The organism is Bradyrhizobium sp. WSM1743 (assembly GCF_000473065.1).
Lineage (GTDB): Bacteria > Pseudomonadota > Alphaproteobacteria > Rhizobiales > Xanthobacteraceae > Bradyrhizobium.
On record NZ_AXAZ01000082.1, the window covers coordinates 1 to 26,991 of the forward strand.

The following is a 26,991-nucleotide window of genomic DNA, read 5'->3' on the forward strand; positions in this document are numbered from 1 at the left end:
TGCTAGCGGCTTGAGCTTGCGGGGGCCAGGTTTGGGTCCGGGCTTCCGGTTCAAACCGTCCGGCCCATCGGCGTTCCAGGCTTTGATCCAGTCATGAAGAATCTTGCGGGATATCCCAAGCTCGCGGGCCACAGGAAGGACGCCTTCGCCCCGCTCAACCCGCTTGATCGCCTTCAATTTGTAAGTCGTCGGAAACTGACGCTTCTTTCCTGGTCCTGCCACAGGTCATCCTCGAAATGCCTGTCACTGTAATTATCGTGTCTCACTTCAGGGGTGCAGTCCAGTGCACTCAATTGACGCTTTACGCCAAAGTGGATCGAGGCCGCAGAGCGAGCAGGTCGCCAGGTCAATTTAGCTCGTAGGATGGGTCTCGTAGGATGGGTCTCGTAGGATGGGTAGAGCACTTGCGAAACCCATCATGTTTCGTCACGCAACAAAGGCCTCGATGGGTTTCGCTTCGCTCTACCCATCCTACGAGCTGTCACCGCAATACCAGATGATCTCACACACGACATAACAACAATTTCCTCGATCGCCTCATCGCTGGTAGCGGCTCACTGCGGTACGGTCATGAGTTCTAGCACGTGGCCGTCAGGGTCGCGAAAATAGACGCCGCGGCCGCCGTTCCAGTCATTGAGCTTACCGTCGTCGAGGCTCCACGGTGCGCTGCCATAGGCGAGATTCGCCTCGCGAATGCGGCCGAAGATGGCATCGAACTCGGCATCGCTGACGTGGAAGGCGTAGTGGTGGCTCTCGAACGCCTCGTCGTCGTCGAAGAGCAGCGTGAGCGTGTCGTTAATACGTACCGGCGCGAAATGGCCGTCTTTCGGATCGGCATGGAGGCCAAAAATGCGCGCAAAAAATTGCGCCGCTGCCCTCTTGTCGCGGGCCGGAACGATGGTGTGGTTGAGGGTGATAGTCATCGAAAGACCTCTCGCTATCTGCTGACCCCTGTGCGCTCGGTCGGCCTGAGACGCCTTATTCCTCGGGCGGTTGCAGACCCGACGACGTCAGCCATTCATCTATATGAGAAGCGGTTTCGAGCTGGCGCAGTTTGCTTTCTAGAAGATCACGCCGTGGTCCTGGCTGCGTATTTTCCAGTTCCGCTATGATCCGGGCACGTTCCGCGTTCAGGTTGTCGTCAATGTGGGATTCTGAGTGTCTTCCCATGGCACTCTCCTTTCCCTGCGTGAATTGGGAGGGAGCGCAAACCGGCGTTCTCATCACCGATCAAAGCACAGCGCCGTGCGGTGTTAGAACGAGTGTGCACCCGGAACCGGCGCGACACCAGAACAAAAGTCGACCCAGCGAACGTCTGCTGGATGTCAATCGCGTCGGTTGGACCCTGCAGTTATGACTTCCGGTCGGCCTCGCTGAGCGGACTGTCCTCAGCACGGTCGAAGGTCTCACACGGGCCAATAACGGACTCCGTACCGCCGCATCAAATGGCATCATCAATAACCCTCGTCAGCACGTAGCAAGAAGGGCTCGGGAATGGTTAGGCCAACAGCCTTCGCACTCGCCGGGCGTCATCGAAGCTGGTGACAGGGAGGTCACCAGTCCTGAGCGAATTCCCCTCACCACCGGAATTGGCCAACTGCCGGCGTTAGATGGCCCCCTCGGTCTGCGCGTCGAAAACGTGAAGCCTGGAAGGCCGCATGGCAACGCGCAGCTTATCGCCCACCCTCACCCTCGCGGTCGGCTCGATGCTCGCCACCATGATGCTCTCGCCGACCTTCATATCGAGCAGGATTTCCGAGCCGAGTTGCTCGACCACCTCAATCACAGCATCGAAGCATGGGTGGCCGAGATCAACGCTACCCGCCACGGTGAGGTCCTCCGGCCGCACGCCGAGCATGACCTCGCGTCCGATATGGCCGCGCAGCCGCTGCGCGGTCTCGTCCGGTAGCTTGATGCGCAGGCCAGAGTTCTCGGCGATCAGCGATCCGTTCGCCTCGGTCACCGTAACGGCGGCGAAATTCATGGCCGGGGAGCCGATGAAGCCGGCGACGAACTTGTTGGCGGGCTGATTGTACAGCTCTAGCGGCTCCCCCACCTGCTGCACCACGCCGTCTTTCATGACCACGACCCGGTCACCCAGCGTCATGGCTTCGACCTGATCATGAGTAACGTAAATGGCTGTAGTGCCGAGTCGCAGATGCAACTTCTTCAGCTCAACGCGCATCTGCACCCGCAGCTTGGCATCGAGGTTCGACAGCGGCTCGTCGAACAGGAACACGCGAGGGTGGCGCACGATAGCACGGCCTAACGCCACGCGCTGGCGCTGGCCGCCTGAGAGCTGGCGTGGCCTGCGCTTTAGCAGTTCGCCGATGCCAAGGATGTCAGCCGCCTCCAGCACGCGCTTGTCTATCTCGGACTTTTCGAATTTGCGCATCTTCAGGCCGAACGCCATGTTGTCGTACACGCTCATGTGCGGGTACAGTGCGTAGTTCTGGAACACCATGGCGATGTCGCGGTCCATGGGCGCCAATTCATTGACCACGTTGCCGTCGATGGAAATGTCGCCGGAACTGATCGCTTCAAGCCCGGCGATCATCCTGAGCGTCGTCGTCTTGCCACAGCCGGAGGGGCCGACGAACACCACGAACTCCTTATCGCGGATCTGCAGATTGACGTCTTTGACAGCGTGCACGCTGTCAAAGAACTTGTTGATCCCCTTGAGGACGACCTGGCCCATTCACTTTCACCTGCCTCCCAACGACCTGTGCGCAATCTGGGTTCGCGCCTTCGAATCCCTATGATCCGTCGTGCTGTCAGCCCTTCACCGATCCGGTCAATCCTGCGACGTAGTGCTCGACGAAAAACGAATACGCGATAGCAACCGGTATCGATCCAAGCAGGGCCCCAGCCATCAGCGGTCCCCAGTAGAATACATCGCCACGGATCAGCTCCGATGTGACGCCGACCGGCACAGTCTTCTGCTCAGGCGAGGACAGGAAGACAAGCGCATAGATGAACTCGTTCCACGACAGCGTGAAAGCGAAGATGCCGGCCGAGAGGATGCCCGGGATCGCCACCGGGATGACGATGTAGAGCATAGCCTGCCAGCGCGAGGCGCCATCAATGCGCGCGCATTCCTCGAGCTCCTTGGGTACCGCCTTGAAGTAGCCCATCATGAGCCAGGTGCAGAACGGAATAAGAAAGGTCGGATAGGTCAGAATCAGTGACCAAGGCGTGTCACCCAGCCGATAGTTGCGTATGATCTCTGCCAGCGGAATGAACAGCAGCGTTTGCGGTACCAGATAAGTGATGAAGATGCCGGTGCCCAGGCTGCCGGCAAATGGAAAGTTCAGCCGCGACAGAGCATAGCCGGCGAACACGCCGCACACGAGCGAGATAGCGGTTGACGCGAGCGCGATGAACGTCGTGTTCCACAGCCATGATGCGAACAGCGTTTCCTCGAACAAGTAGCTGACATGGTCCCAGGTCGGTTTCCAAGTCCAGAACGGATTGTAGTTGATCGAATTCCAAGGCCGGTAAAGCTCGCCGTCCGGCCGCACCGAAGTAATCACCATCCAGTAGAACGGGAACAGCAGGAAAAGCAGGAACAGCGCCATGGGGACGTAGAAGAATATCCACTTTCGCCACCTTGCGCCTTCGATCATGGCTCAGCGGACCTCCACGCGGCGGATGTAGAGAAGTTGGATGATGACGACCAGAAACAGGACCGGAAACATTGCGAGCGATATTGCGGCGCCCTCGCTCAAGAGGCCGGTGCCGATACCAATCTGATAGGCGTAGGTGGCAAACAGGTGCGTTGCGTTGGCTGGTCCGCCGCCCGTCATCACATAGACGATCTGGAAGTCGGCGAACGTCTGAATCACTGAGAACAGCACCACGACCATGGTCACGGGCAGCAGCAGCGGCCAGGTGATGTGCCAGAACCGCTGCCACGGCTTGGCGCCGTCGATGGCGGCGGCCTCGTTGAGTTCGGGACTGATAGTCTGCAAGCCTGCGAGCAGGCTGATGGCAAAGAACGGCACCCCGCGCCAGATGTTGACGATGATAATCGAGATCATGGCGAGGTCCGGATCGCCCAGCCAATTGATCCGACCGGTGATCAAGCCGAAATGGTAGAGGAGCCAATTGAGAACGCTGAACGTCGGGTCGAACATCCACTTCCAGGCGAAAGTCGAGAGCACGGTCGGGATAATGAAAGGCAGCAGGATGAAAGCACGGGTAAAGGCCTTGCCGCGGAAATTACGGTTGAGCAGCATGGCCAGCCACAGCCCGAGCGCCAGCTTGAAGACGGTGGTCACGCCCGTATAGAGGAAGGTGTTGTAAACGGAGGTGCGAAAGATTCCGTCATTGAAGATCTTGTAGAAGTTAGCGAGGCCGACGAAGTCGCCGGGCATACCGACGCGCGAGTTGGTGACCGACAGCAATATCCCTCGAATGAAGGGATAGGCAATGAACATGCCGAGCAGCGCGATGGTCGGCACCAGCAGCACGAATGCCAACCAGCGCTCGTCCTCGAGCAACCGCTGTCGCCGCGGAGGGGGCACCTCGCGGAGCGTGGTGGCGGAAACCGCGCTTATCGCCATGTTCGATCCTCGTCGGCCGGAAGATTCCCTTCCCCAACGAAAATGGGAGAGGGACGGCTTAACCTCGGACGTAGACCTTCTTGAGCTCGGCCTCTGCCCACTTCACCGCATCCTCGGCGGGCATGCCTTGGACTGCCTTTGCGTACATATCAATGATGATGTACTTGGTAACGACCTCGGCTGCCTTGCGCGTAGAGGGGCCTTGGTAGCCAGCGAAGCGCCCTGTGCGCGCCGCTTGCTTGTAGGGCAGCATGATCGGGTCGTCGCCCCACAGCTTGTGCTTTTCCCAATCCGTGGTCGGGCCGACCGAGAAGCCCTTCTGGGAGACGAACCACTTGTCGTAGACGTCCTTGGAGTGAATCCAGCCAAGGAATTTCTTCGCCGCATCCTGGTTCTTCGAATAACCCATCAGGAGGTTCGAGAACGGGACGTGATAGCTGAACTGCCCGCCGGGACCTTTGGGCAGCGCGGCGTGCAGGATGTCGTCCTTCAATTGCCCGCCTGCCTCCGTCTTGTAGGTATCCGGCTTACGCAGAGCCTCGATGTAGATCGAGGCGCCGTTGAGCGTGGCGCTGCACGTCCCGGACAGAAAAGCGCGGTTGTTGTTGGAATCGTCCCAGGCGAGCCCGCCTTCATCGTGGGCGTCCTTCCAGAAGGCCACCATGAACTTTACCGACTCGACTGTCGCTGGGCTATTCAGCACAACCGTCTTGCCGTCTGCTTCGACCTCTTTGCCGCCCCAGGACCACAGGTAGGGGTAAGCGAAGGCGGGCGCATCGCCGAACGTGTGACCCAGCGTTTGGCCGATCGGCCGTCCCTTTGCCTTCAGCTTCTTGCCGGCCTCGCGGTACTCTTCCCAAGTCTGGGGAAATTTTCCATCCGTGTAGCCGATCTCGGCAAACCAGGACTTTCGGTATGCGATCTGCAGACCGACGATGCACCACGGCACTGCGATCCATTTTTTTCCGTCATTGGCGACCGCGCGGGATGTTTCGTAGAAGCCGCCCTGGCTCTTGCCGAGTGCCTCGGCGAGGTCGCTGACATCCGCGACGCTCTCGCCGTAAAGTTGCCCCCAATTGTTGAGGACACAGACGACGTCCGGGCCTGACCCCGACTGGATAGCCGAGGTGACGCGGGCCTGGATATCGTTGGCGTTGATGGTCTCGATATTGAGCTTTATGCCGAGCGCCTTCTCGCCCTCCTTGGCGATCTCGTTGCGCAGAAGCTGATCTGACGCCGGAACGAAGTCGGTCCAGCGCAGCCAGTGCACCGTAGTGGCTTGCGCATAGGCGGGCGCCCTGCCGGTCGCCAAGATGCTGGCCATGCCGCCCACAACCGCGGCACCGCCCTTGAGGACGTTACGTCGGGTTACCGTTGTCATGCATCCCTCCCTCGGTGTGTCTGAGCTGATGCCATTCGGCCGGTCTTACGCCGGCTTGGACTCCCTTTCAGCCTATCGCGCCTCCGTGGCTCAACGCATGCCCACGCGCGCAATACGCTGGCTCGATGATCTTTGTAGGTGTTCCACTTGCAGCGCCGTGGTGGCGAGTTCGCCGCGAAACATGGTGAATTCTTCGCAGAGCAGCGGCGCGACCACGTCGTTCCCAATCGTAGCGGCGATACGCCCGGCGGCCCGGATCGTGTCGGCGCTGCAGCATGAACCGCGCAGTCATAACGGTCCCTCCCGCGCAGCGACGGTATTGCCGTGGCCAAGCGGGTTTTCCCCGTCTTATATGAAGTTCAGTACCGGAAGCTGGCGTGACCTCATTGTCGCCCGTCGCAGCAGGAAATCAAGTGCTAGCTTTGACGCGCCGGCCATGGTCTCACTTCGGCTCTCTTTGCGGGTTCGCGGCCAATTGACGAGTCTCCTTTGGGGCAATCGCGCCAGGTCGCCGGCAGGTCCAAAGGGCCGCTTCGCACCCTTCATTCCTTTCTTCTGGAGATCTGGTCCTTCACCAAGAGCAAGCCGACGGCAAAGAGCCTGCTGGCGCACCTGTCGCAGCCGAAGGCAATCGAAAGGATGGTGGCCGCGAGCGAAGGCCACCTTCCGGCCTTCGACAACCTGACGACGCTGGGCCGACGAAGGACCGCCGAAGGGCACGCTCTACCACTACCCGAATCCCCACAACCACCAGATCCTATCGATTGCCGCGCAGCCAACACCGCTCAAGATCGCAGTGCAGATCTATTCCTAGGGCCTCATGGCCCAGATGACAGTCCGCCACATGCAGGGCGAGCAGCTGGAGAAGACGCTCGCCTGGGCTGCGGGCGAGGTTGAAGGCTACTTGCGCATGTGAAGTCGCAGGTCACGTCGTTGCCCAACGAGCAGACTTTTGTCGGCCTCGCTTGCAGGTCCCTTCGGTGCAGATAGTGCATCAATCGAATCGGGCGGTTATCGATGGCCACGGTCGAGGGTCCTGCCGACGTCTCATATGGGTCACAATCCGAAGTGCCGCAATTTGCCGGCTTGGTCTGCTTTGCCTCCATAAGCGGATGTTGAGTTAATACAGGCACCAGAAAGCCAGCTTCCGCTCACCCCATCACCCCGCCGCGCCTGATCAGCTCCTTCCCCAAGGCCGCGAGGTGCACCTGGTCCGGCCCGTCGCCGATGCGGATGAAGCGGGCGTAGACATAGGCGCGGGCCAGGAACGTGTCCTGCGACACGCCGGCGGCGCCGTGGATCTGGATGGCGCGGTCGATGACGCGGGCCGCCATGCTGGGGACCACGATCTTGGCGGCCGCGATCAGGTCGCGTGCGGCCTTGTTACCTTCGCGGTCCATCTTGTCGGCGGCCTGCAGCGTGAGGAGGCGCGCCTGCGCGATCTCGCAGAAGGAGTTTGCGATGTCCTCGCGCACCGAACCCTGCTCGGCCAGCGGCTTGCCGAAGGCAACGCGCGAGACCGCGCGCTGGCACATCAATTCCAGCGCGCGCTGGGCGCAGCCGATCAGCCGCATGCAATGGTGGATGCGGCCGGGGCCGAGCCGGCCTTGCGCGATCTCGAAGCCGCGGCCTTCGCCGAGCAGGATGTTCTCGGCGGGCACGCGGACGTTGTCGTAGACGATCTCGGGGTGGCCAACCGGGGCATCGTCGTAGCCGAAGGTGAGCATGTCGCGGACAATGCGCACGCCGGGCGTGTTCTTGGGCACCAGGATCATGGATTGTTGACGGTGGCGATCGGGATGGTCGGGCGCGGTCTTGCCCATCACGATCAGGATCTCGCAGTCCTCGTTCATCGCGCCTGAGGTGAACCATTTGCGGCCGTTGATGACGTAGTCGCCGCCGTCGCGCCGGATCTCACACTGGATGTTGGTGGCATCGCTGGAGGCGACCTGCGGCTCCGTCATCGAGAAGCCGGAGCGGATCCGCCCTTCCAGCAGCGGTGTCAGCCAGCGCTCCTGCTGCGCCTTGGTGCCGTAATTGGCGAGCACCTCCATATTGCCGACGTCGGGGGCCGAGCAGTTGAAGATTTCGGGCGCCCACAGGATGCGGCCCATGATCTCCTTCACGGGGGCGTATTCGAGATTGGAAAGACCCGGGCCGTGCTCGCCTGACAGGAACAGATTCCAGAGCCCCTGCTCCCGCGCCAGCCGCTTCAGGTCCTGCAAAACGGCAGGCGTTCTGTAACGCGTGGCCTCCGGCTTCACCTGCTCGTAATAGAGCTCTTCGACCGGCTCGACATGGGTGCGCATGAACTGGCGGACGCGGTCCTGAAGCTCCAGCGAACGGGCGGAGTGTTGAAAGTGCATGGTGTTCTCCTCTTCGCCGACGGATCGCCCTCGGGCTGCGTGAGCGCACGCCTCGCCCTTCGAGACGACCGCTGCGCGGTCTCCTCAGGGTGAGGCTAAGCGGCACCTGTGCCTGTTGAAACTGCCGCCGGACATTCCGTCCTCATCCTGAGGAGCCCGCCAAAAGCGGGCGTCTCGAAGGATGGCCGCACGGAAACCGCTTCTCAAACGTGGTTGCCTGCCGTTACTCGCGCAGTCACGTGCCGCGCAAGAGCTCGCTGGCCACGACCCAGTCGTTGCCGTCGAACTGGAGCATGTAGCCGTCCTTGATCGGGCGGAAATCCTGCGGCGTGGTGTTGAGGGTGATGCCGGGCATCAGCAGCGATAACGGCACCTTCTTCAAGTTGGTGGCCTGCGCCATGATGTTCTCGCGCGTCAGATTGTCCTTGCACTGCTTCAGCAAGACCACCAGCGCCTCGGCGACGGTGTAGCCGTAGAGCCCGGCGACGTTGTTGACGTCGGCATTGGGCAGGCGGCGCTTCATGAAATCGATATAGGCCGTCATCGCCGGATCGTCCTTGGGCTCGGCGACGAACGGCTTGAGCGCGCCGAGCGACAGCACGCCCTTGCCCGCATCGAGCCCGGCCGGCACCATCACGGTGGCCTTGTTGGCACAGCCGCTGGCGAGGAAGCGCGTCGGCTGCCAGCCGACCTCATGCGCCTTGCGGATCGCCTGCGCGCAGGCGCGCGGCGTCACCGAATAGATCATGAAGACGTCGGCCTTGGTGTTGGCGAGCGTCAGCACCTGGGAATCGACGGTGGGATCGGCGACCTCGAAGCTCGAGGCCATCGCGATCGCCTTGTCAGCGTCGGCGCCGAGCGCCTCCCTGACACCGCGCAGATATTCCTTGCCGGCGTCGTCGTTTTGATAGAGCACCGCAAAGCGTGCATTCGGGTTCTTGGCGCGGGCATAGGCGACGTCGATCGCGGCCTCGCTGGTGTAGTTCGGCGCCCAGGGCAGCGCCATCGACCACGGCATGTTGGCAGGGTCGTTCCACTTCGAGGCCGAGCTGATCAAAAAGAGCTGCGGCACCTTGTTGCTGTTGAGGTACTTTGCGATCGCCGAGCTCGGCGCGGTGCCCATGGTCGCGAAGATGAAGGCGACGCCCTCGCCCTCGACCAGCCGACGCGCGGCCTCCATGGTCTTGGGCGGCGAGAAGGCATCATCCAGCGAGATCAGATTGAGCTTGCGGCCGTTGACGCCGCCCTTCTCGTTGATTTCGTCGAAATAAGCGGAGATCACCCGGCCGGTGATGCTGAGCGGCGAGGCCGGCCCGCTATAGGGCATGGTGTTGCCGATCTTGATCTCGGTGTCGGTAACGCCGGGACCGTAGGATTTTTGCGCGACGGCGGGCATGGACAGACAAGCGGCAGCCAGCGCTGCGGCCAGGACCCAAGCGGCGTTCATGGCTTCTCCCCAATGATCTTTCGCCCGCTCCAAACGAACGCGCGGCGTGCTGCCTTTTGTCAGCATGTCAGATCAGCGGAGTTCCGCCAGACGGTCTTGCGTCGAGTTGCTGATGGCCGTGAGTGCCCCCTCAGCGCCTGTAGCGTGATGGAGTTGCGGTCAAGCTCGATGATTGGCTTCAGGGGCGCGAGCGCTCCATCTCGAGCTCGGCCTTGAGATTGTCGAGATCGCGGTAAATTGAAGCGACAGCAAGCACGCGCCCGGCCTTGCGATATTTCAACAAGCAGTCCTTGCCGGAAATGCTGCCGTCGATCGCGATATCGTCGAAGCTCTCGGCGTGACCGACATAGTTGATCGGAACGTCGTAATGCTGGGACCAGAAGAACGGCACCGCGTCGAAGCGTTCGCGCCTGCCGAGCATGTTGCGCGCCGCGGTCTGGCCTTGCCGCTCCGCCACCACCCAATGCTCGACGCGGATGGTCTGCCGCGAATGCGGATCAGGCCAGCGCGCGATGTCGCCGGCGGCAAAGATGCCGGCGACGCTGGTTTCGAGATATTCAGTCACGCTGACGCCGCGATCGGCGGCAAGGCCGGCCTGCTCGGCCAGCGCAAGGCGCGGTCTGACGCCGATGCCGACCACGACCAGGTCTGCCTCGATGACCGCGCCGCCCTTCAGCGTGGCGCGGGTGCCCTCGAGCTTCGCCACCGTATCCTTGAGATGGAAGGTGACGCCGTTCTCCTCATGCAGCGCGCGGATGAAGTCGCCCATCTCGGGCCCGAGCACCTTCTGCATCGGTCGTTCTTCCGGCGCGACGACATGCACCTCGAGCTTGCGCGCTCGCAGGGACGCTGCGACTTCGAGGCCGATAAAGCTGGCGCCGATCACCAGGGCGCGCGTCGCGCTGGCAGCCGCCTTGATGATGGCGCGGCTGTCGGCAACGGAGCGCAAGGTGTGAACGTGCGGCTGGTCCGCGCCCGGAATCTGGAGCTTTACCGGCTCGGCGCCGGTGGCGAGCAACAGCCGGTCGAACCGGAGCTTGTCACCATTGCCCAGCGTCACGCTGCGCGTCTTCGGATCGATCGCCGAAACGTTGGTGTTCAGCCTGAGCTCGATGCCGGCGTCCTGATAATAGTCTTCGCCTCGCAGCGGCAGCCAGTCCTCCGGCGCATTGCCGGCGAGGTAGTCCTTGGAAAGGTTGGGCCGGTCGACCGGCATCGCGCCGTCATCGCTGAGCATGGTGATGGCGCCGGCAAAGCCCTCGCGCCGGAGCGTCTCGACCGCCGCAAAGCCGGCCGCGCCGCCGCCGACGATCACGAAATTTTCCGGCGACGGCGCGCTACGATGAGCCGTTGACGGCCTTGGTGCCTCGCGCTTGCGCTGAACGACGATCCTATCGCCGTCGCGCGCAAGGCTCCACACCGCCAGCGCATTCAGCGCCGGCGGCCGGGTCGCCTCGCCCGAGCGCAAGGAGAAGCAGGCGTGATGCCAGGGACAGCGGATGGTGTCGCCGACCACGAGCCCCTCGGCGAGCGGGCCGTGGTAATGGCTGCAAGCCGGCTCGATAGCAAAAATCTCACCGCCGGCCTGCACCAGGAGGACGTCCTCCTCGCCGACATGGCCGAGCAATTTGCCGTCCTTGAATTCGGTCAGCGACACGCCCCTGGTCAGGTCGGGCCCACGCGGCTTGTTGTCCTCGGTCATGGCGTCGTCTCCTCGCGCTGTCGCGGATCAATCGTCCGCATGGGCCAGCCCCAGCAGTTCCTGGCGGGTCAGCGCATTGTCGCGGAACACACCCAGCATGCGGCTGGTGACGAGATCGGTCCCGGGCTTGTGCGCACCGCGCGTGGTCATGCAGTGATGCGTCGCCTTGATGATGACTCCGACCCCTTGAGGCTTCAGCACGTCGCTGATCGTGTTGGCGATCTGGGCGGTCATCTTCTCCTGGATCTGGAGCCGCTTGGCGTAGATATCGACCACGCGCGCCAGCTTGCTGATGCCGACCACGCGCCCTTGCGGGATATAGGCGACCCAGGCACGGCCGACGATGGGCGCGATATGGTGCTCGCAATGGCTTTCGAAGCGAACGCCGCGCAGGACGATCATTTCGTCATAGCCTTCGATCTCCTCGAAGGTCTTTTGCAGGATTTCCGTCGGATCCTGCGCATAACCGGTAAAATATTCCTCGAAGGCGCGCGCAACCCGACCCGGCGTGTCGCGCAGACCGTCGCGCGTGGGATCGTCGCCGGCCCAGCGGATCATGGTGCGGACCGCCTGCTCGACCTCCCGCCTGTCGGGCCGATCGCTCGGCGCCTGCGCGACCGCGACACGCTCAAGCTTGCGCGCTTGTGACTTCATCAATGGCCTCCCTTCCGACGGACCGGATACAGCAGCGGTCCTTCAGCTTGGACGGCTCCGATCGGAAAAGGTTCCCGAGATGAGGAAAAATCGGAGGCCGGCGGGCATGCGAAGCCCGGGGGCACGCGTCATCAAGATCGAATGCGGCGGTTTGCTTGCAGATCAGTCAGGGATGCCGAAATAGAACGCCGCGCCCTTGCCGACCTCGGCATTGGCCCAGATGCGTCCGCCGTGGCGCTGCACGATGCGCGATGCGATCGAAAGGCCGATCCCCGTACCCTCGTACTGATCGGGGTCGTGAAATCGCTGAAACGCAGCGAACAACTTGTCGGCCTGCTGCAGGTCGAAGCCGGCTCCATTGTCGCGCACGCAATAGATTTTTTCGCCGGCTTCGGTCCAGCCGATCACGGTGACCAGCGGCTTCTCGCGCGCGCGGGTGAACTTGAAGGCGTTGGAGACCAGGTTGACGAGCACTTGCCGCAGCAGCGCCCGGTCGCCGACGCAATCGGGAATGTCGCCGACATGGACGACGATCTCGCGACCCGCGTGCTGCCGGCGCAGTTCATCCACGACCTCGCGGACCAGTGCTCCGACCTCGACCGGCCCTTTCGACAGCGGTTGGCGGCCGAGCTTCGACAGCCGCAGCAGCCCCTCGATCAGGCGCTGCATGTGCTCGCCGCTGGCCATGATGGCGCCGACCAGCTCCCGCGGCTTGTCCGGCCACTCCGCGGAATGATCCTCGACCAGCGTCTCCGCATATCCGATCACGACCGAGAGCGGTCCGCGCAGATCGTGCGCGACGGAATAGGAGAATGCCTCGAGCTCCCGGTTCGCCGCCTCGAGCTCCAGGGTGCGCTCGCGCACCCGCTGCGCCAATTCGGCGTTCTCGAGGCGAAGGCGCCGTACCGCCAGCGCGCGCTCCAGCACGGGAATGACGACGCTGAGCCTGAACGGCTTGAGAATGTAGTCGAGCGCGCCCGCTTTCATGGCCTCGACCGCGGTGGCGATGGTTCCGTCGCCGGTCATGATGATGCCGACGAGATCGGGATCGATCTCCTGCGCGGCCTGCAGCAGCTCGATGCCGCCCATCCCCGGCATCATCAGGTCGGCGAGCAGCAGGTCACATCTGGCGCGCCGCAACTCCGCCAGAGCGGATGGCCCATCCGAGAAGCCGACCGGCTCGTAGTCCGCACCCGGCAGCGTGTCGCACAGCGCCTTCATCTGTGCCACTTCGTCGTCGACCACGAGAATGCGGGCCTTCGCGCCTTTCGTCGGCATGTTGCTCTACCCTGCCCTCATGGACCTCACGCGCTGGCGGGCCCGCAGCATCGTACCAGCGCCTCGCGCAATTCGCGAAGCTTCGGCGGCTTGCTGAGGACGTAGTCGACATGCGGCGGAATGTCGTCTTCGGATGTGAGGCGCTTGCCCCAGCCGGTCAACATGATCACGGGTGTCGTGGACGAGAGGCTCTTGATGGCGTTCGCCACCTTGCGCCCGTCGACGTTCGGCATGCCGAGATCGGTGATGACGGCAGCGAAGGTCTCGCCACGCTCGGCGGCGGCGCAGAACGCCGCGATTCCGGCCGCGCCGTCATTTGCCGTCACGATGACGTGCCCCTCCGCCTCGAGCGTATTGCACAGTGACCGGAGCAGCATCGGGTCGTCGTCGACCAGCAGGAGGCGCAGGCGCGCCGGCCTCGCGGGTTCGGGCGCGTCGCGCAACGGCGCGCCGGACGGCGCTTCCGGCACCGGAAAGCTCAGCGCGACGACGGTGCCCCGGCCGACCGCACTGTCGATGTCGATATCGGCGTTGTGGCGCCTGGCGACGCCGTAGACCATGGCAAGGCCCAATCCGGTGCCGCGCTCTCCCTTCGTCGTGAAGAACGGCTCGAGGCAGCGCCGGCGGGTTTCCTCGCTCATGCCGACGCCGTCGTCGCCGACCTCGACCCGCACCTGGTCTTGCCCGTCCGCACTGCGCAGGAGCCGCGTGCGCAGCGTCAGTGTGCCACCGGCGGGCAGCGCATCGACCGCATTGAAGATGAGATTGATCAATGCTTCGCGAATCTCGCTCTCGACGCCCGAGACCGCCGGCAATCGTTCGGCAAGCTCGCTGCGCAACGAGATCACGTTGCCGCGTAGCTGCGGCATGTCGCTCCAGCGCGCCCGCGTCAAGTCGATGACCTGCTGCACCAGCTCGTTGAGCCGGACCGGCATCAGCGTCAGCTGCGGCTCGCGCTGACGGTAGAATTCGCGCATGCGCGTGACCGTGTGTGCGACGTCTTCGACCGCCCGCTGGATCGTCTCCAGATATTCACGCGTGCGCGCGCTGAGATTCGGCTCCACCTCCAGCAGCGATTGGGTATAGAGCGCCACCGGCGACAGTGCGTTGTTGATGTCGTGCGCGATGCCGCTGGCCATCTGCCCGAGCGCGCGCAGCCGCTCCTGCTGCATCACGGCCTGCTGCGTCTGCCGCAGATCCTCGTAGGCCTGCTGAAGGGCGCCATGGAGCTGCGCCTGATGGGCGGCGAGCGCGACATGCTCGCTGAGCTGCCGCAGGAACTCGCACTCGCCGCTGCCGAAGCTCTGCTTCTCCTTGCGTGCGGCGACGAGCACGCCGAATACCCGGCTCTCGACCTGGAGCGGGGCCAGTACCATCGCATGCAACCCGCCGCGCGCGAGCCGCATCGGGAACGGAAACGGCGATTGCGCGATCTCCGGCTCGTAGACGAGCTGGCCCAGCACGCACCGGGAGAGACCGTTCTCGTCGATGGCGATCCGCGAACGCTCCGGCATCGCCAGTTCCAGCGCAACGGCACCGCTCCTGAGCCCGACGCATTCCACCGTCAACACATGATCGACCGTGTCGTGAAGGCACAGACAGGCGAAATCGACCGGCAACTGGTCCTCGATGCTGCGGATCGCCACCTGGAAGATGCTCTTGATATCCTGCCGTTCGCCGATCGCGCGGGTGATCTGATGTAACAGGCTCAGCCGGGCAAGCTGGGCCTGGGCCTTCTGCTCCGCGAGCCGGCGCACGCCGATCTCGGATTCCAGGGCGTGGTTGGCTGAGGCGAGCTGCACGGTCCGTTCCTCGACGCGTCGTTCCAGCTCCTCGTTCAAGCGCGCGAGCTGGGCCTCTGCCCGCATCCGCTCCAGCATGTCGGACGAGGCCATCTGCATGATCGAGAGCAGCAGGATGAGGCGCCCTGCCACCTTGCCGAGGTGAGCGACCATCGCCTCGGTGTCGTGCGGCGCCTGCGAATACAACATCGCGACGTGGCCGAGCAGAACGACAGCGCCCATCAAGGCCAGCGGCCCGAAGATGCGGTCCGTCATTCGCAACCGCCAGCACAGGACGCAGGTGACCGCCCACAACGGCGGCGCCAGGATCAACACTGGTCGGGTGATATCCAGCAGGCCCGCAGGACGATACGCCGGAAGGCGCTGGAAGATCACGACCAGCAGCACGGCCACGGCTGCCATGAACAGCGCGAACGCCGGCACCCCGGCCCGGTGCCGACGCGACGACCAGATCGCGGTGAGGATCCCGATCGCGAGGATGTGGGCCGCCGGCGGCCAGGTCGCGGGCCGGAGAAATTCCCGCAGCTGCATGAGGAACGCCAGCGCCCCCGACCATTCGACGATCACCAGGACGTGGAGGAACTCGAGGGCGAAGGTGACACCGAAGGCGATTGCGAGCCGCACGAGGAGCGGCTGCCTGCTGCGTGCGCCCGTATCCCAGAGCAGCAGTGCCAGCAGGCCCGTGATGAGCGCTATGCTGGTGTCGAGAATGGTGTGGAGTTCTGGATAATCCCGTCGTCCAGCTGCAAGCAGCGCGGCGCTGCCGACGCCAAGGGCCGTCAGCACGCCGACGATGCTGAACGACAAATTCAGGGACCTGGTCGCCGTGCCCATGTCGCCACCGCAGGAAACATCGCCTCCAGGGGAGATGATGCAGAATCAAGCTCTGCGAGTTGTCTCCTTTTTCCGCATCGTATGCAATCTATACGTGCGGCGGGGACGGCCCGGCCAATTGCCGAGCATCCGGGATCCCCGGGGAGCAATGATGTGCGGACGGCTATTCCGCCGCCTTGCGCACATCGATCACGGCCTGCGCCCATTCGGCCGGCCGCTCCTGCGGCAGATTGTGACCAGCGCCGGCGAAGACGCGCCGTTCGAAGAAACCCTCGAACTTGGGCGCATGGTGGACGGTGCCGGGATTGACGCCGTCGCTGTCGCCGTCGATCGCGATGGTCGGGACGCGGATCGGCGGCTGTGCGGCGAGCTTTGCCTCGATCGCGGCATGAGCCCGATCTTATTTCTGCGGACCGGACAGCGAGATGTCGCGTTCGGCGCGAAACACGTTGCTGTAGAGGTTGGCGATCCATTGCCGGCCGATCTCGGTCTTGTTGAGATAGCCGATCTCGGTCTGGATGTGCGGTGCGACGCTGTTCCAATAGAATTGCGGATAGCGGTTCACGATGTCGGCCGGCGAATCGTAGCCGAGCTGACGATTGATGCCGACCTCCTCGAACTCGTAATAGAGCGCGTTGGCCTTGCGCAGATAGTTGGGATCGCCGAGCTGGCCGATGAAGTCGGCCGCGCGCAGGATCGAGGCTTCGTCGTCATATTCCTGCCCTTCCTGGGCCGGGAAACGGGTGCCTTCGATGGCACGCGCGATGCGCTCGCTGTCAAGACCGCGGATCGGCGGCAGCCGCCGCCGCACGAAGAGCTTCGAGCGGTCGACGTGATACATCATCAGACTGGCATCCGAAGCGCCCCGCGGAAGCGACACCTTGGTCCCGGCTTCGTCGATGATGAAACCATCTTCGTCATCTTCCGGAAACAGGCCGCGGACATAGCCGATGTCGTGCGCAAGGCAGGCGATCAGGACATGGAGGTAGTCCTCCGCCGCAAGATGCGTGTGGAGATTGCGCCCCATCAGGATTGCCTGGGCGGCCAGCGTCACCAGCATCGTATGTTCGATGTTGTGGTAGAGCGCGTCACTGTTGCCGATGCATTCCATCGCGGTGCGCGTGGAGCCTTCGACGACCCTGGCATAGGACTCGTCGTACCTGCGGCGCATGAACGAGCCCAGCAACTTCTCCAGGGTTTCAGCCGCCAGTCTCGGTAAGGTCATCATGGATGCAGCCCCGTCCGCCGCTGGTATCCCATGCCATCTCCCGACGTCTCATTCATGTCCTCGACGCAACGGGGAGCATAGCCCATCTTGGGCCGGGTAACCAAATTCCGGAGCGAAGATACGTAAATATCTTGCCGTCCCGCCGCGCAGCATCACGGTTGCCGCCACGTTTGACCACAACCCAAGGCAGCCGGAAAGCCTCTGCCGCGGCTACCGCTCGGGGCGCGACATCGCAGGGAATTGGCCGCGCGAGCCGGCTACTCCACCTGCAGCACGTCGACGGCAACGCCGAGCTTCTGCTTGGGCGAGCCGACGATGATGCCGTCGACCGGCGAGACGTCGGAAAAATCGCGCCCCATTGCAAGCACGATGTGATCGTTGCCAATCAGGAGATCGTTGGTCGGATCGAGATCGACCCAGCCAAGCTCCGCCCCGCACCAGAGCGACACCCAGGCGTGGGTGGCGTCGGCGCCCTGCAGACGCGGCTGGCCCGGCGGCGGAATGGTGCGCAGATATCCGCTGACATAGGCCGCCGGCAGGCCGAGCCCGCGCAGCCCGGCAATCATCACATGGGCAAAGTCCTGGCAGACGCCGTGGCGCTTCTCGAAGACCTCGTCGAGCGGCGTCGAGATCACCGTCGCCTTGGGGTCGTAGCGAAATTCACTGCGGATGCGATGCATCAGGTCGACTGCGCCGGTGAGGATGCTCGCGCCGGGCGGAAAGCTCATCCCCGCATAGGCGCTGGCCGAGCGCAGCACCGGCACCAGCGGACTGGCGAAGACATAGCCGACCGGCGAGGACGGTCCGAGGCTCGTCGCCTCGAAGGCAATGTCGCGAATGGTCTCCCATGGTGGGCTCGCGGCATCACGCGCCGGCGGCTGTCGCGAGACAGATACGCGGGAACGTGAATCGATCCGCAAGTTGCGATGCGCGGCTTCGATCACCACGCTCTCGGTCAGCGTGCCGAAGAAGTCGCGCCGGACATTGCGCTCGGCCGGACGTGGATGGATCTCGACATCGTGCGAGATCAGCTCCTGGCCGCCGCCGCTCCTCGGCTCCAGCCGCAGCGTGCAGCGGGCGAAGCTGACGGGATTCTCGTACTCGTAGGTGGTGACGTGACGGATGTCGTAGATCACGCCAGCCCCGTCAGCTTTTCCGGCCGGCTGGCATTGGGACCGTGCGGGAAGTAGTGCTGCCCGATCGCGTCGGCGAGGCTGAGCAGGTCCTGCTCCAGCGCGAACAGGGTCTTGACCTCGAGCTTCTCGGCCTCCGCGGTCGCGAGCATCGCCTGCATCGCCACCGCGAGCCGCTGCGGCTTCTCGATCAGGCCGTGCTCCTTCAGGCTCGGCAGCGCGGCGATGTGCTCGTTCAGCGTCGTCACCTGGAACGCCACCGACCGCGGATTGTAGGGATCGAGCACGGCGAGGTCGCGCACCGGCGCCAGGATCGGCGCCAGCAGATAACGCGAACGGTAGGTGATCTGACAATCCACCAGCGTCAAGAGGATGTCGAGGTCTTCGTCGCCGGCCTCATCATAGGCGAACTGGCGGGTGAAGCGCGTGGTGTTGATGGCGCGCTCGGTGCGCCGGCCGACGTCGAGGAAACGCCAGCCGGCGGCGCGGTTCATGTTCTCCTGCGCGAGGCCGGCGAAGCTCGCGAGCTCCTGCAAGGTCAGCTCGGCCGCGCTCAGCACGCTGTCGTCGTCCTCAACCTCATAGGCGAGGCGCTCGGCCATCTCGGTGATGACCTGCCAGGCATCGGGCGACAGCCGCTCGCGCAAGGAGGTCGCCGTGCGCTGGGCCGCGCGCACCAGCGACAGTGCCGAGCCGAAACGCGCCTCGCTCTGCAGCGCTTCGGCGACGATGCGTCCCGGCGCCGTGCGCGACGTTTGCGAGACCGCGCCCCAGGCCACCAGCATGCGCTGGATGCGTTCGGCCGATTGCACCGAGGCCGCGGTGCCCTTGTTGGGCCCGCTCGGCGAGCCTAAAGCGCGCACCAGCCGCAGCGTCGCCTCGGCGCGCTCGAGGTAGCGGCCGAGCCAGAACAGATTGTCGGCGGCGCGGCTCGGCAACACGCCGGCGATGCGGCGGATGCGCACCTTGTCGGTCGCCGGTAGCAGCGTCGCGGTCGGGACCTGCTTGTCGGAGACCACCCAGACGTCGGCGGCCCGCGCGCCGTCGCCCATCGACACCGCACGCGCGTCAGCCTGCTCGGCGATCCGGCAAAAGCCGCCGGGCATGATGGCCCAGCCGTCGGGCGTGGCGGCTGCGAACACGCGCAGCACGAAAGGGCGCGGCGTCAGCTGGCCCTGCTCCCACACCGGCATGGTCGAGAGCCGCACCACCTCCTGGCCGACGTAGTCCATGCCGCGCGCGCTGATGGCATCGACCAGGCGCTGCCGACCGCTCGCATCGAGCTCGCTCGCGAGCACCGGACCGCTGGAGTCGAAACCGGGGACGCCGCGCCGGTAGGCATCTTCGATCGCGACTTCGTCGAGCCGCGCCAGCACCTCCTCGCGCGCGGCGCGCTGGCCGCACCACCAGGTCGCGATGTGCGGCATCTTCAGGTCTTCGCCGAGCAGGCGGCGGCTGAGCGCCGGCAGGAAGCCGAGCAGCGCCCGCGCCTCCAGGACGCCCGAGCCCGGCATGTTGGCGACGACGACGCCGTCCTTGCGCAGCACATCGATCAGGCCGGGCACACCGAGCCGCGAGGAGGCATCGAGCTCGAGCGGGTCGAGCGAGTTGGAATCCACCCGGCGCAGCAGCACGTCGAGCCGCTTCAGGCCGGCAACGGTGCGAATGTGGATGCGGTTGTCGCTGACGGCGAGGTCGTCGCCCTCGACCAGGAGGAAGCCGAGATAGCGCGCCAGCGTCGCATGCTCGAAATAGGTCTCGCTGAAGCTTCCGGGCGTCAGCACACCGATTCGCGGCTCGTCGCGATCGGCACGCGCGCGAAGCGAGTCGCGGAAGGCCTCGAAGAACGGCGCGACGCGCGGCACGTTCATCGACTTGTAGAGATCGGAGAAGGCGCGCGAGAGCACGAGGCGGTTCTCCAGCGCGTAGCCCGCCCCCGAGGGCGCCTGGGTGCGGTCGCCGAGCACCCACCAGCGGCCGTCGGGGCCGCGGCCGACGTCGGCGGCATAGAGCGAAAGATAGCGCCCACCCGGCGGCGGCACGCCGCAGACGGCACGGAGATATTCGGGGCTGCCGGCGATCGCGGCCGCCGGCAGCGCGCCTTCGGTGACGAGCCGGCCCTCGCCATAGATGTCGCGCAGCACCCGCTCGAGCAGCTCGGCGCGCTGGGTGATGCCGGCGCAAAGCTGCTGCCAGTCGGCCTCGTCGATCAAAAGCGGCAGATGGCTGATCGACCAGGGCCGGTCGGCGCTGTCGCCGGGCGCGCGGTAGGTGACGCCGGCCTCGCGGAGATGGCGATCGGCCATGCCGAAGCGCCGCTCGATCTCGTCGGGGGCCAGCGCGCCGAAGGCGTCGAAGAAGCGGCTCCAGACCGCGCGCGGCGCACCGTCGGGCCCAAGGAACTCGTCGGGGATGCCGGGCAGGCGGCTATAGTCGCGGACCCATTGCGCGATCCGCTGCTGGGCTTGTGCCCTGCCCGCCTGGTCGTTGTCTTCGGCTGCGCCCTCGCCCATGCGCCTCTCCCTGCCCCAGCATGATACTCATTGCAGGAGCGGCGTCCGCAAGTCGAGGGTCAGCGGAAACTCATTTGTGCGTTCCTCGGGCGGCGGCTGCATCGGACCCGGGGTGTGGCCGTGGTCCTGGAAGCGGGCGAGCCGCCGCGCCTCGGCCTCATAGGTGTTGACCGGCTTGGTGTCGTAGTTGCGTCCGCCGGGATGGGCGACGTGGTAGACGCAGCCGCCGAGCGAGCGGCTGTTCCAGGTGTCGATCAGGTCGAAGGTCAGGGGTGCGTGGACGGGGATGGTGGGGTGCAGGCCGGAGGCCGGCTGCCAGGCCTTGAAGCGGACGCCGGCAACCGCCTCTCCCGAGCGTCCGGTCGGGGTCATCGGCAGGCGGCGGCCGTTGCAGGTGACGACGTGGCGGCCCTCGACGAAGCCCTCCGCCTTGACCTGGAGCCGCTCGACCGACGAGTCGACATAGCGCACGGTGCCGCCGGCCGAGCCCTCCTCGCCGAGGACGTGCCAGGGCTCCAGCGCCTGACGCAGTTCCAGCGTCACGCCGCCATGATGGACGCGGCCGAAGGCGGGAAAGCGGAATTCGAGCTGGGCCAGATACCATTCCGGCTCGAACGGATAGCCTGATTGCTTGAGCTCGGAGAGCACGTCCTGAAAATCTTCCCAGATGAAATGCGGCAGCATGAAGCGGTCGTGCAGCGCGGTGCCCCAGCGCACGAACTTGCCGGCCAGCGGCTCGCGCCAGAATTTTGCGATCAGCGCGCGGATCAGGAGCTGCTGCGCCAGCGACATGCGCGGATCGGGCGGCATTTCGAGCGCGCGGAATTCGACGAGGCCGAGCCGCCCTGTGGGCCCCTCTGGCGAATAGAGCTTGTCGATGCAGATCTCGGCACGGTGGGTGTTGCCGGTGATGTCGACGAGCAGATGCCGGAACAGCCGGTCCACCAGCCACAATGGCGTCTGGGTACCCGGCGGCGGAACGTGCGACAGCGCGATCTCGAGCTCGTAGATGCTGTCGTGACGCGCCTCGTCGATGCGCGGCGCCTGGCTGGTCGGGCCGATGAAGAGGCCGGAGAAGAAATAAGACAGCGACGGATGCCGCTGCCAATACAGCACGAGGCTTTTCAGGAGATCAGGCCGGCGCAGGAATGGCGAGTCCTGCGGGCTCGAGCCGCCGACCACGACGTGATTGCCGCCGCCGGTGCCGGTGTGACGGCCGTCGACCAGGAAGCGGTTGGCGCCGAGGCGGACTTTCGCCGCGTCTTCATAGAGGCCGGAGGTGATCTCGACCGCATCGCGCCAGCTCCTGGCCGGCTGGATGTTGATCTCGATGACTCCAGGATCGGGCGTCACCTTGATGACATCGATGCGCGGATCGAACGGCGGCGGGTAGCCCTCGACATGAACGGGGAGCTGCATCTCCTCGGCGGTGTCTTCCAGCGCCGAGATCAATTCGAGATAATCCTCGATGCGCTCGACCGGCGGCATGAAGGCGCAGATCACGCCGTCGCGGATCTCCACCGCCATCGCAGTACGCACGGGAATGGCCGTGTTGAGATGCTCGGGGGCCGTGCGCGGTGGCGATTGCGGGCGCGCCATGCGGGTGAACACCGGCAGCTTGCCACGCGGCTCCATTGGATCCTGCTCGACAATGTAGGGATATTGGTTGGGCGGGACATGGCCGAGCGAGCCGATCGGCAGGCGCAGGCCGAGCGGTGAATCGCCCGGCGTCAGAAACAGATGGTTGCGCCGGAGCGGCCAGCGCTCGCTGCGCCAGCGCGGCGGCGCATTCCAGCGCTGGATCGGCAGCACGAAACCGCGCGGCGTGGTCAGGCCCTGATCGAACACCCGCGCCATGCGTGCGCGTGCCTCCGGATCGGACAATTTGGAATCGGTGGGATCGACATTGACCGGAAGCTCGGCTTCCTTCTGCAGCCAATAGGCGGGATCCTCATAGGCCGGCATGATATAGCCGAGGTCGAGACCGAGGCGCGCGGCGGTACCTTCCATGAAGGCTTCGGCGTCCTTGACCTCCGGCCGCCTGGGGTTCTCGACCTTGGCGATGAGGTCAGCGTTCTTCCAGATCGGCACGCCGTCCTTGCGCCAGTAGAGGCCGAAGGCCCAGCGCGGCAGGCTCTCGCCCGGATACCATTTGCCCTGGCCGTAATGCAGAAGCCCGCCCGGCGCAAAGCGCGTGCGCAGGCGGCGGATCAGGTCGTCGCCGAGTGCGCGCTTGGTCGGACCGACGGCTTCCGTGTTCCACTCCCCTGCCTCGAGATCATCGACCGAGACGAAGGTCGGCTCGCCACCCATGGTGAGCCGCACGTCCTGGGCGGCGAGATCGCCGTCGACCTGCTCGCCGAGATCGTTGAGCCGCGCCCAGGATTCGTCGGAGAACGGCTTGGTGATGCGCGGCGCCTCGCGGATGCGCTTCACGCTCATGTCGAAGGCGAACTCGACCTCGGCAAAGCCGGCGCCGCCGGAGATCGGCGCCGCCGAGCGATAATGTGGCGTGGCGGCGACGGGGATGTGGCCCTCGCCCGCGAGCATGCCGGAGGTGGCGTCGAACCCGATCCAGCCGGCACCCGGCAGATAGACCTCGGCCCAGGCGTGCAGATCGGTGAAGTCATTCTCCACCTCCGGCGGTCCCTCGATCGGATCGATGTCGGGACGGATCTGGATCAGATAGCCGGAGACGAAACGTGCAGCGAGCCCGAGATGACGCAGCGTCTGGATCAGGAGCCAGGCGGAGTCGCGGCATGATCCTGCGCAGGAGGCAAGCGTCTCCTCCGGCGTCTGCACGCCCGGCTCCATGCGGATGATGTAGCGGATCTTCTTCTGGAGCTCACGATTGAGCTCGACCAGGAAGTTGACGGTGTTCGGGGCTTCGTGCGGGATGGAGTCGAGAAATTTGGCGAACAGGCGATCGGGCTTGATGGTCTCGAGATAAGGCGCAAGCTCCGTCTTCAGGTCCTTCGGATAGTCGAACGGGAAACTGTCGGCGTACGGCTCGACGAAGAAGTCGAACGGGTTGACCACGGTCATCTGGGTCGTGAAGTCGACCTCGAATTTCAGCTCGGTGGTCTTCTCTGGAAAGACGTAACGTGCAAGCCAGTTGCCCTGCGGGTCCTGCTGCCAGTTCACGAAATGATTTGATGGCGTGACCTTGAGCGAATAGCTCAGGATCGGCGTGCGCGTATGCGGCGCCGGCCGTAGACGGATGGTCTGCGGACCAAGGTCGATCGGGCGGTCGTATTTGTAGTGCGTGACGTGGTGTAGCGCGACGTAGATCGACACGGGGTGCGGTGCTCCAGCAGCTTTTTTGAGCAGAACACCGCTGGTGACATCGATCAAGCACTAACAAGTGGCATGAATTGCCCATTGCGGAAGCGCCAGATCTCCGGCCGTCATTCCGGGATGGTCCGAAGGACCAGACCTCAGGTGCGCAATTGCGCACCGGGGAATCTCGAGATTCTCAGGTGCGCCAGCGCGCACCGGAGTTCGATGCTTCGCATCGCCCCGGAATGACGGTTGTAGATCTCACATCGTCGCGCCCAGCACCCATGGCGCGAACTCGGCACCGCCGAAATCAAAGCTCTCGCTCTTGGTCGGCTGGCCCGAGGCGGTCTTGAGGATGAGATCGAAGATGCGCCGGCCGCATTGCTCGACGCTCTCCTCGCCTTCGAGGATGGTGCCGCAATTGACGTCCATGTCCTCTTCCATGCGCTTGTACATGGGCGTGTTGGTGGCGAGCTTGATCGAGGGCGCCGGTTTGCAGCCGAACACGCTGCCGCGGCCGGTGGTGAAGCAGACGAGGTTGGCGCCGCCGGCGACCTGTCCGGTCGCAGCCACGGGATCGTAGCCGGGCGTGTCCATGAACACAAAACCCTTCTTGGTGACGGGCTCGGCGTAGCGCAGCACCTCGACGAGATTGGTGGTCCCGGCCTTCGCCATCGCGCCGAGCGACTTTTCCAGGATGGTGGTGAGGCCGCCGGCCTTGTTGCCGGGACTCGGATTGGCGTTCATCTCCGCGCCCTCACGCGCGGTATATTCGTCCCACCAGCGCATGAGGTCGACCAGCTTCTCGCCGACCTCGCGGCTGACCGCGCGGCGCGTCAGCAGATGCTCGGCGCCGTAAGTCTCCGGCGTCTCCGACAGGATCACGGTGCCGCCGTGACGGACGATGAGATCGCTGGCCGCGCCGAGCGCAGGATTGGCCGAGACGCCGGAATAGCCGTCCGAGCCGCCGCATTGCAGGGCCACGGTGAGCTCGCTCGCCGGCACCGTCTCGCGCTTGACCTTGTCGGCGTCGGCGAGCGCCTCGCGCACGAAGGCGATGCCGGCTTCCACCGTCTTGCGGGTGCCGCCGACCTCCTGGATGTCCATCGCGCGCAGGCGGCCGGCGAGCTTCTGCTCTTCCATCAGGCCGCCGATCTGGTTCACCTCGCAGCCGAGGCCGAGCACGATGACGTGGGAGAAATTGACGTGCCGCGCATAGCCGCCGAGCGTGCGGCGAAGCAGTGCCAGCGGCTCGTTCTGCGTCATGCCGCAACCGGTCTTGTGGGTCAGCGCGACCACGCCGTCGACATTGGGGAAGTCAGCGAGCGGATTGTCGCCGGTGAAGGGGTTCTTCTTGAAGACGTCGGCAACGAGGCTTGCGACATGCGCGCTGCAATTCACCGAGGTGAGGATGCCGATATAGTTGCGCGTGGCGACGCGGCCGTCCGGGCGGCGGATGCCTTCGAAGGTCGCGGGCAGATCGAAGTTCGGCGTCGGCTTGACGTCGGCGCAATAGGCGTAGTCCTTGGCGAAGTCGCCCATGCCGCAGTTCTGCGTGTGCACGTGCTGGCCGGGCGCGATGGCCTGGGTGGCAAAGCCGATGATCTGGCCGTAGCGCTTGATCGGCTCGCCCATTGCGATCGGCTTGATCGCGACCTTGTGGCCGGAGGGAATGCGATCGACCGTGGTCACGCCGTCGGCGACCAATGTTCCCGGCGGCAGGCTCGCGCGCGCGATCACCACACCATCATCGGGATGCAGGCGGATGACGGGGCTGACGGTCATGGGAGGTCTCCTGTATCGAAATGATCGTGCCCCGGACGCTGCGCAGCGCGATAGCGGTGCGCTGCCGATCCGGGGTCCAGTGTTACGTCATGCGCGTCGCTTGCGACTGGGTCCCGGCTCTGCGGCGCAGCGCTACGCGCCGCACCGCGTCCGGGACACAGAGATCGATCAGGCCTTGCCGCCCGATTCCTTGCGGGTCGCATTCACCTGCATCTTGGCATAGGTCGTCATCAGACCGACTTCGTTGGACAGCGTCACCAGCTTGAATCCCATGTTGATGGCGCGCGCAGCGCCTTCGGCGCCGCTGCAATGGATGCCCGGGTTCAGGCCGCGCTTGCCGCATTCCTTGATGATCTTCTCGTAGATCGCGAGGATCTCGGGCTCGGTGCGGTCGAGCTTCGGCTCAAGGCCGTAGGAGAAGCCGAGATCGGACGGGCCGATATAGACGCCGTCGATGCCTTCGACGTCGAGGATCGCTTCCATGTTCTCGACCGCGGTCCTGGTCTCCATCATCGGCAGCAGCACGATCTCGTCGTTCGCGGTCTTCTGGTAGGAACCAGCGGTGCCGTACATGCCGGCGCGGATCGGACCATTGGAGCGCACGCCCTTCGGCGGATATTTCGCATAGGAGACCAGGTTCCGGGCTTCCTGCGGCGTGTTGACCATCGGGCAGATCACGCCATAGGCGCCGCCATCGAGCACCTTGCCGATGATGCCGGGCTCGTTCCAGGGCACGCGGACCATCGGCGTTACCGGATGCTTGTCCATGGCCTGGAAGCACTGCACCATCGAGAGATAATCCTGTACGCCGTGCTGCATGTCGACCGTGACGCTGTCGAAGCCGCATTGCGCGATCATCTCGGCCGAGAAACCGGAGGGAATTGCCAGCCACGCGTTGACGACGGCCTTGCCCGACTTCCAGATCTCTTTGACTTTGTTCGCCACGTTGCCTTTCCTTCCCTGTTGCTCTCACTCGCCGCGGATCGGGTTGGGCCGCACTTTGAGCGAAAAAAAGCGTGAATGT

At 64.5% G+C, this 26,991-nt stretch carries 18 protein-coding genes and 2 pseudogenes; 1 reads left to right on the forward strand and 19 read right to left on the reverse strand.

Translation table 11 applies throughout. The features are described from left to right. The 6 genes from YU9_RS43210 to YU9_RS0133020 all read right to left on the reverse strand — a co-directional run. Nucleotides 1-222, reverse strand: a 222-nt coding sequence (locus tag YU9_RS43210) for a helix-turn-helix domain-containing protein (protein ID WP_036017669.1), incomplete at its 3' end; no start/stop codon positions are given. Between the two features lie 332 nt (nucleotides 223-554). Beyond that, the gene (locus tag YU9_RS0133000; RefSeq protein ID WP_027576603.1) at nucleotides 555-923 is read right to left on the reverse strand and encodes a VOC family protein; all 369 of its coding nucleotides are present in this window, start codon (nucleotides 921-923) and stop codon (nucleotides 555-557) included. A 683-nt stretch (nucleotides 924-1,606) separates the two neighbouring features. Then, nucleotides 1,607-2,698 (reverse strand): ABC transporter ATP-binding protein, encoded by a 1,092-nt coding sequence (locus YU9_RS0133005; protein WP_027576604.1) that lies wholly within the window; start codon nucleotides 2,696-2,698, stop codon nucleotides 1,607-1,609. Between the two features lie 76 nt (nucleotides 2,699-2,774). Beyond that, on the reverse strand, nucleotides 2,775-3,578 hold the full coding sequence (locus YU9_RS0133010; RefSeq protein WP_245266618.1) for a carbohydrate ABC transporter permease: 804 nt from the start codon (nucleotides 3,576-3,578) through the stop codon (nucleotides 2,775-2,777). A 51-nt stretch (nucleotides 3,579-3,629) separates the two neighbouring features. Further along, on the reverse strand, nucleotides 3,630-4,565 hold the full coding sequence (locus YU9_RS0133015; protein WP_027576606.1) for a carbohydrate ABC transporter permease: 936 nt from the start codon (nucleotides 4,563-4,565) through the stop codon (nucleotides 3,630-3,632). A gap of 58 nt (nucleotides 4,566-4,623) precedes the next feature. Beyond that, nucleotides 4,624-5,946 (reverse strand): ABC transporter substrate-binding protein, encoded by a 1,323-nt coding sequence (locus YU9_RS0133020; protein WP_027576607.1) that lies wholly within the window; start codon nucleotides 5,944-5,946, stop codon nucleotides 4,624-4,626. A gap of 511 nt (nucleotides 5,947-6,457) precedes the next feature. Here YU9_RS0133020 and YU9_RS50385 point away from each other — a divergent pair. Beyond that, a pseudogene (locus YU9_RS50385) lies at nucleotides 6,458-6,862 on the forward strand (ABC transporter substrate-binding protein); the annotation flags it as partial. A gap of 235 nt (nucleotides 6,863-7,097) precedes the next feature. On the opposite strand, the gene YU9_RS0133030 reads toward YU9_RS50385, so the two are convergent. The 13 genes and pseudogenes from YU9_RS0133030 to YU9_RS0133090 form a co-directional block, all read right to left on the reverse strand. Then, the gene (locus YU9_RS0133030; RefSeq protein ID WP_027576608.1) at nucleotides 7,098-8,312 is read right to left on the reverse strand and encodes an acyl-CoA dehydrogenase family protein; all 1,215 of its coding nucleotides are present in this window, start codon (nucleotides 8,310-8,312) and stop codon (nucleotides 7,098-7,100) included. Between the two features lie 235 nt (nucleotides 8,313-8,547). Continuing rightward, entirely contained in the window at nucleotides 8,548-9,759 is a 1,212-nt protein-coding gene (locus tag YU9_RS0133035; protein ID WP_027576609.1) for an ABC transporter substrate-binding protein, read from the reverse strand. Between the two features lie 178 nt (nucleotides 9,760-9,937). Next, nucleotides 9,938-11,461, reverse strand: coding sequence for an FAD-dependent oxidoreductase (locus tag YU9_RS0133040; protein ID WP_027576610.1), 1,524 nt, complete (start codon nucleotides 11,459-11,461; stop codon nucleotides 9,938-9,940). Between the two features lie 27 nt (nucleotides 11,462-11,488). Further along, on the reverse strand, nucleotides 11,489-12,115 hold the full coding sequence (folE, locus tag YU9_RS0133045; RefSeq protein ID WP_027576611.1) for a GTP cyclohydrolase I FolE: 627 nt from the start codon (nucleotides 12,113-12,115) through the stop codon (nucleotides 11,489-11,491). Nucleotides 12,116-12,277: 162 nt separating this feature from the next. Further along, entirely contained in the window at nucleotides 12,278-13,393 is a 1,116-nt protein-coding gene (locus YU9_RS0133050) for a response regulator (protein WP_027576612.1), read from the reverse strand. A gap of 26 nt (nucleotides 13,394-13,419) precedes the next feature. Beyond that, on the reverse strand, nucleotides 13,420-16,029 hold the full coding sequence (locus YU9_RS43215; RefSeq protein ID WP_084299156.1) for an ATP-binding protein: 2,610 nt from the start codon (nucleotides 16,027-16,029) through the stop codon (nucleotides 13,420-13,422). Between the two features lie 163 nt (nucleotides 16,030-16,192). Next, nucleotides 16,193-16,429, reverse strand: a pseudogene (locus YU9_RS50390) (alpha/beta fold hydrolase); the annotation flags it as partial. Continuing rightward, a complete protein-coding gene (locus YU9_RS0133065) occupies nucleotides 16,430-17,257 on the reverse strand; it encodes an HD domain-containing protein (protein WP_027576613.1) in 828 nt (275 codons plus the stop codon). Between the two features lie 257 nt (nucleotides 17,258-17,514). Further along, entirely contained in the window at nucleotides 17,515-18,393 is an 879-nt protein-coding gene (locus tag YU9_RS0133070; RefSeq protein WP_027576614.1) for a transglutaminase family protein, read from the reverse strand. Then, nucleotides 18,390-20,903, reverse strand: a complete 2,514-nt coding sequence (locus YU9_RS0133075; RefSeq protein ID WP_027576615.1) for a circularly permuted type 2 ATP-grasp protein — start codon at nucleotides 20,901-20,903, stop codon at nucleotides 18,390-18,392. Before YU9_RS0133075 ends, YU9_RS0133070 begins: the two co-directional genes overlap by 4 nt. A 27-nt stretch (nucleotides 20,904-20,930) precedes the next feature. Beyond that, nucleotides 20,931-24,200, reverse strand: a complete 3,270-nt coding sequence (locus YU9_RS0133080) for a DUF2126 domain-containing protein (RefSeq protein WP_027576616.1) — start codon at nucleotides 24,198-24,200, stop codon at nucleotides 20,931-20,933. Nucleotides 24,201-24,443: 243 nt separating this feature from the next. Further along, on the reverse strand, nucleotides 24,444-25,967 hold the full coding sequence (locus tag YU9_RS0133085; protein WP_027576617.1) for a UxaA family hydrolase: 1,524 nt from the start codon (nucleotides 25,965-25,967) through the stop codon (nucleotides 24,444-24,446). A gap of 168 nt (nucleotides 25,968-26,135) precedes the next feature. After that, entirely contained in the window at nucleotides 26,136-26,912 is a 777-nt protein-coding gene (locus tag YU9_RS0133090; protein ID WP_027576618.1) for an HpcH/HpaI aldolase/citrate lyase family protein, read from the reverse strand. Nucleotides 26,913-26,991 lie beyond the last annotated feature (79 nt).

Coding starts and splice junctions, on each gene's coding strand:
- YU9_RS0133000 (WP_027576603.1), bottom strand. CDS start 923: ATGACTATCACCCTCAACCACACCATCGTTCCGGCCCGCGACAAGAGG.
- YU9_RS0133005 (WP_027576604.1), bottom strand. CDS start 2,698: ATGGGCCAGGTCGTCCTCAAGGGGATCAACAAGTTCTTTGACAGCGTG.
- YU9_RS0133010 (WP_245266618.1), bottom strand. CDS start 3,578: ATGGCGCTGTTCCTGCTTTTCCTGCTGTTCCCGTTCTACTGGATGGTG.
- YU9_RS0133015 (WP_027576606.1), bottom strand. CDS start 4,565: ATGGCGATAAGCGCGGTTTCCGCCACCACGCTCCGCGAGGTGCCCCCT.
- YU9_RS0133020 (WP_027576607.1), bottom strand. CDS start 5,946: ATGACAACGGTAACCCGACGTAACGTCCTCAAGGGCGGTGCCGCGGTT.
- YU9_RS0133030 (WP_027576608.1), bottom strand. CDS start 8,312: ATGCACTTTCAACACTCCGCCCGTTCGCTGGAGCTTCAGGACCGCGTC.
- YU9_RS0133035 (WP_027576609.1), bottom strand. CDS start 9,759: ATGAACGCCGCTTGGGTCCTGGCCGCAGCGCTGGCTGCCGCTTGTCTG.
- YU9_RS0133040 (WP_027576610.1), bottom strand. CDS start 11,461: ATGACCGAGGACAACAAGCCGCGTGGGCCCGACCTGACCAGGGGCGTG.
- folE (WP_027576611.1), bottom strand. CDS start 12,115: ATGAAGTCACAAGCGCGCAAGCTTGAGCGTGTCGCGGTCGCGCAGGCG.
- YU9_RS0133050 (WP_027576612.1), bottom strand. CDS start 13,393: ATGCCGACGAAAGGCGCGAAGGCCCGCATTCTCGTGGTCGACGACGAA.
- YU9_RS43215 (WP_084299156.1), bottom strand. CDS start 16,029: ATGGGCACGGCGACCAGGTCCCTGAATTTGTCGTTCAGCATCGTCGGC.
- YU9_RS0133065 (WP_027576613.1), bottom strand. CDS start 17,257: ATGATGACCTTACCGAGACTGGCGGCTGAAACCCTGGAGAAGTTGCTG.
- YU9_RS0133075 (WP_027576615.1), bottom strand. CDS start 20,903: ATGGGCGAGGGCGCAGCCGAAGACAACGACCAGGCGGGCAGGGCACAA.
- YU9_RS0133085 (WP_027576617.1), bottom strand. CDS start 25,967: ATGACCGTCAGCCCCGTCATCCGCCTGCATCCCGATGATGGTGTGGTG.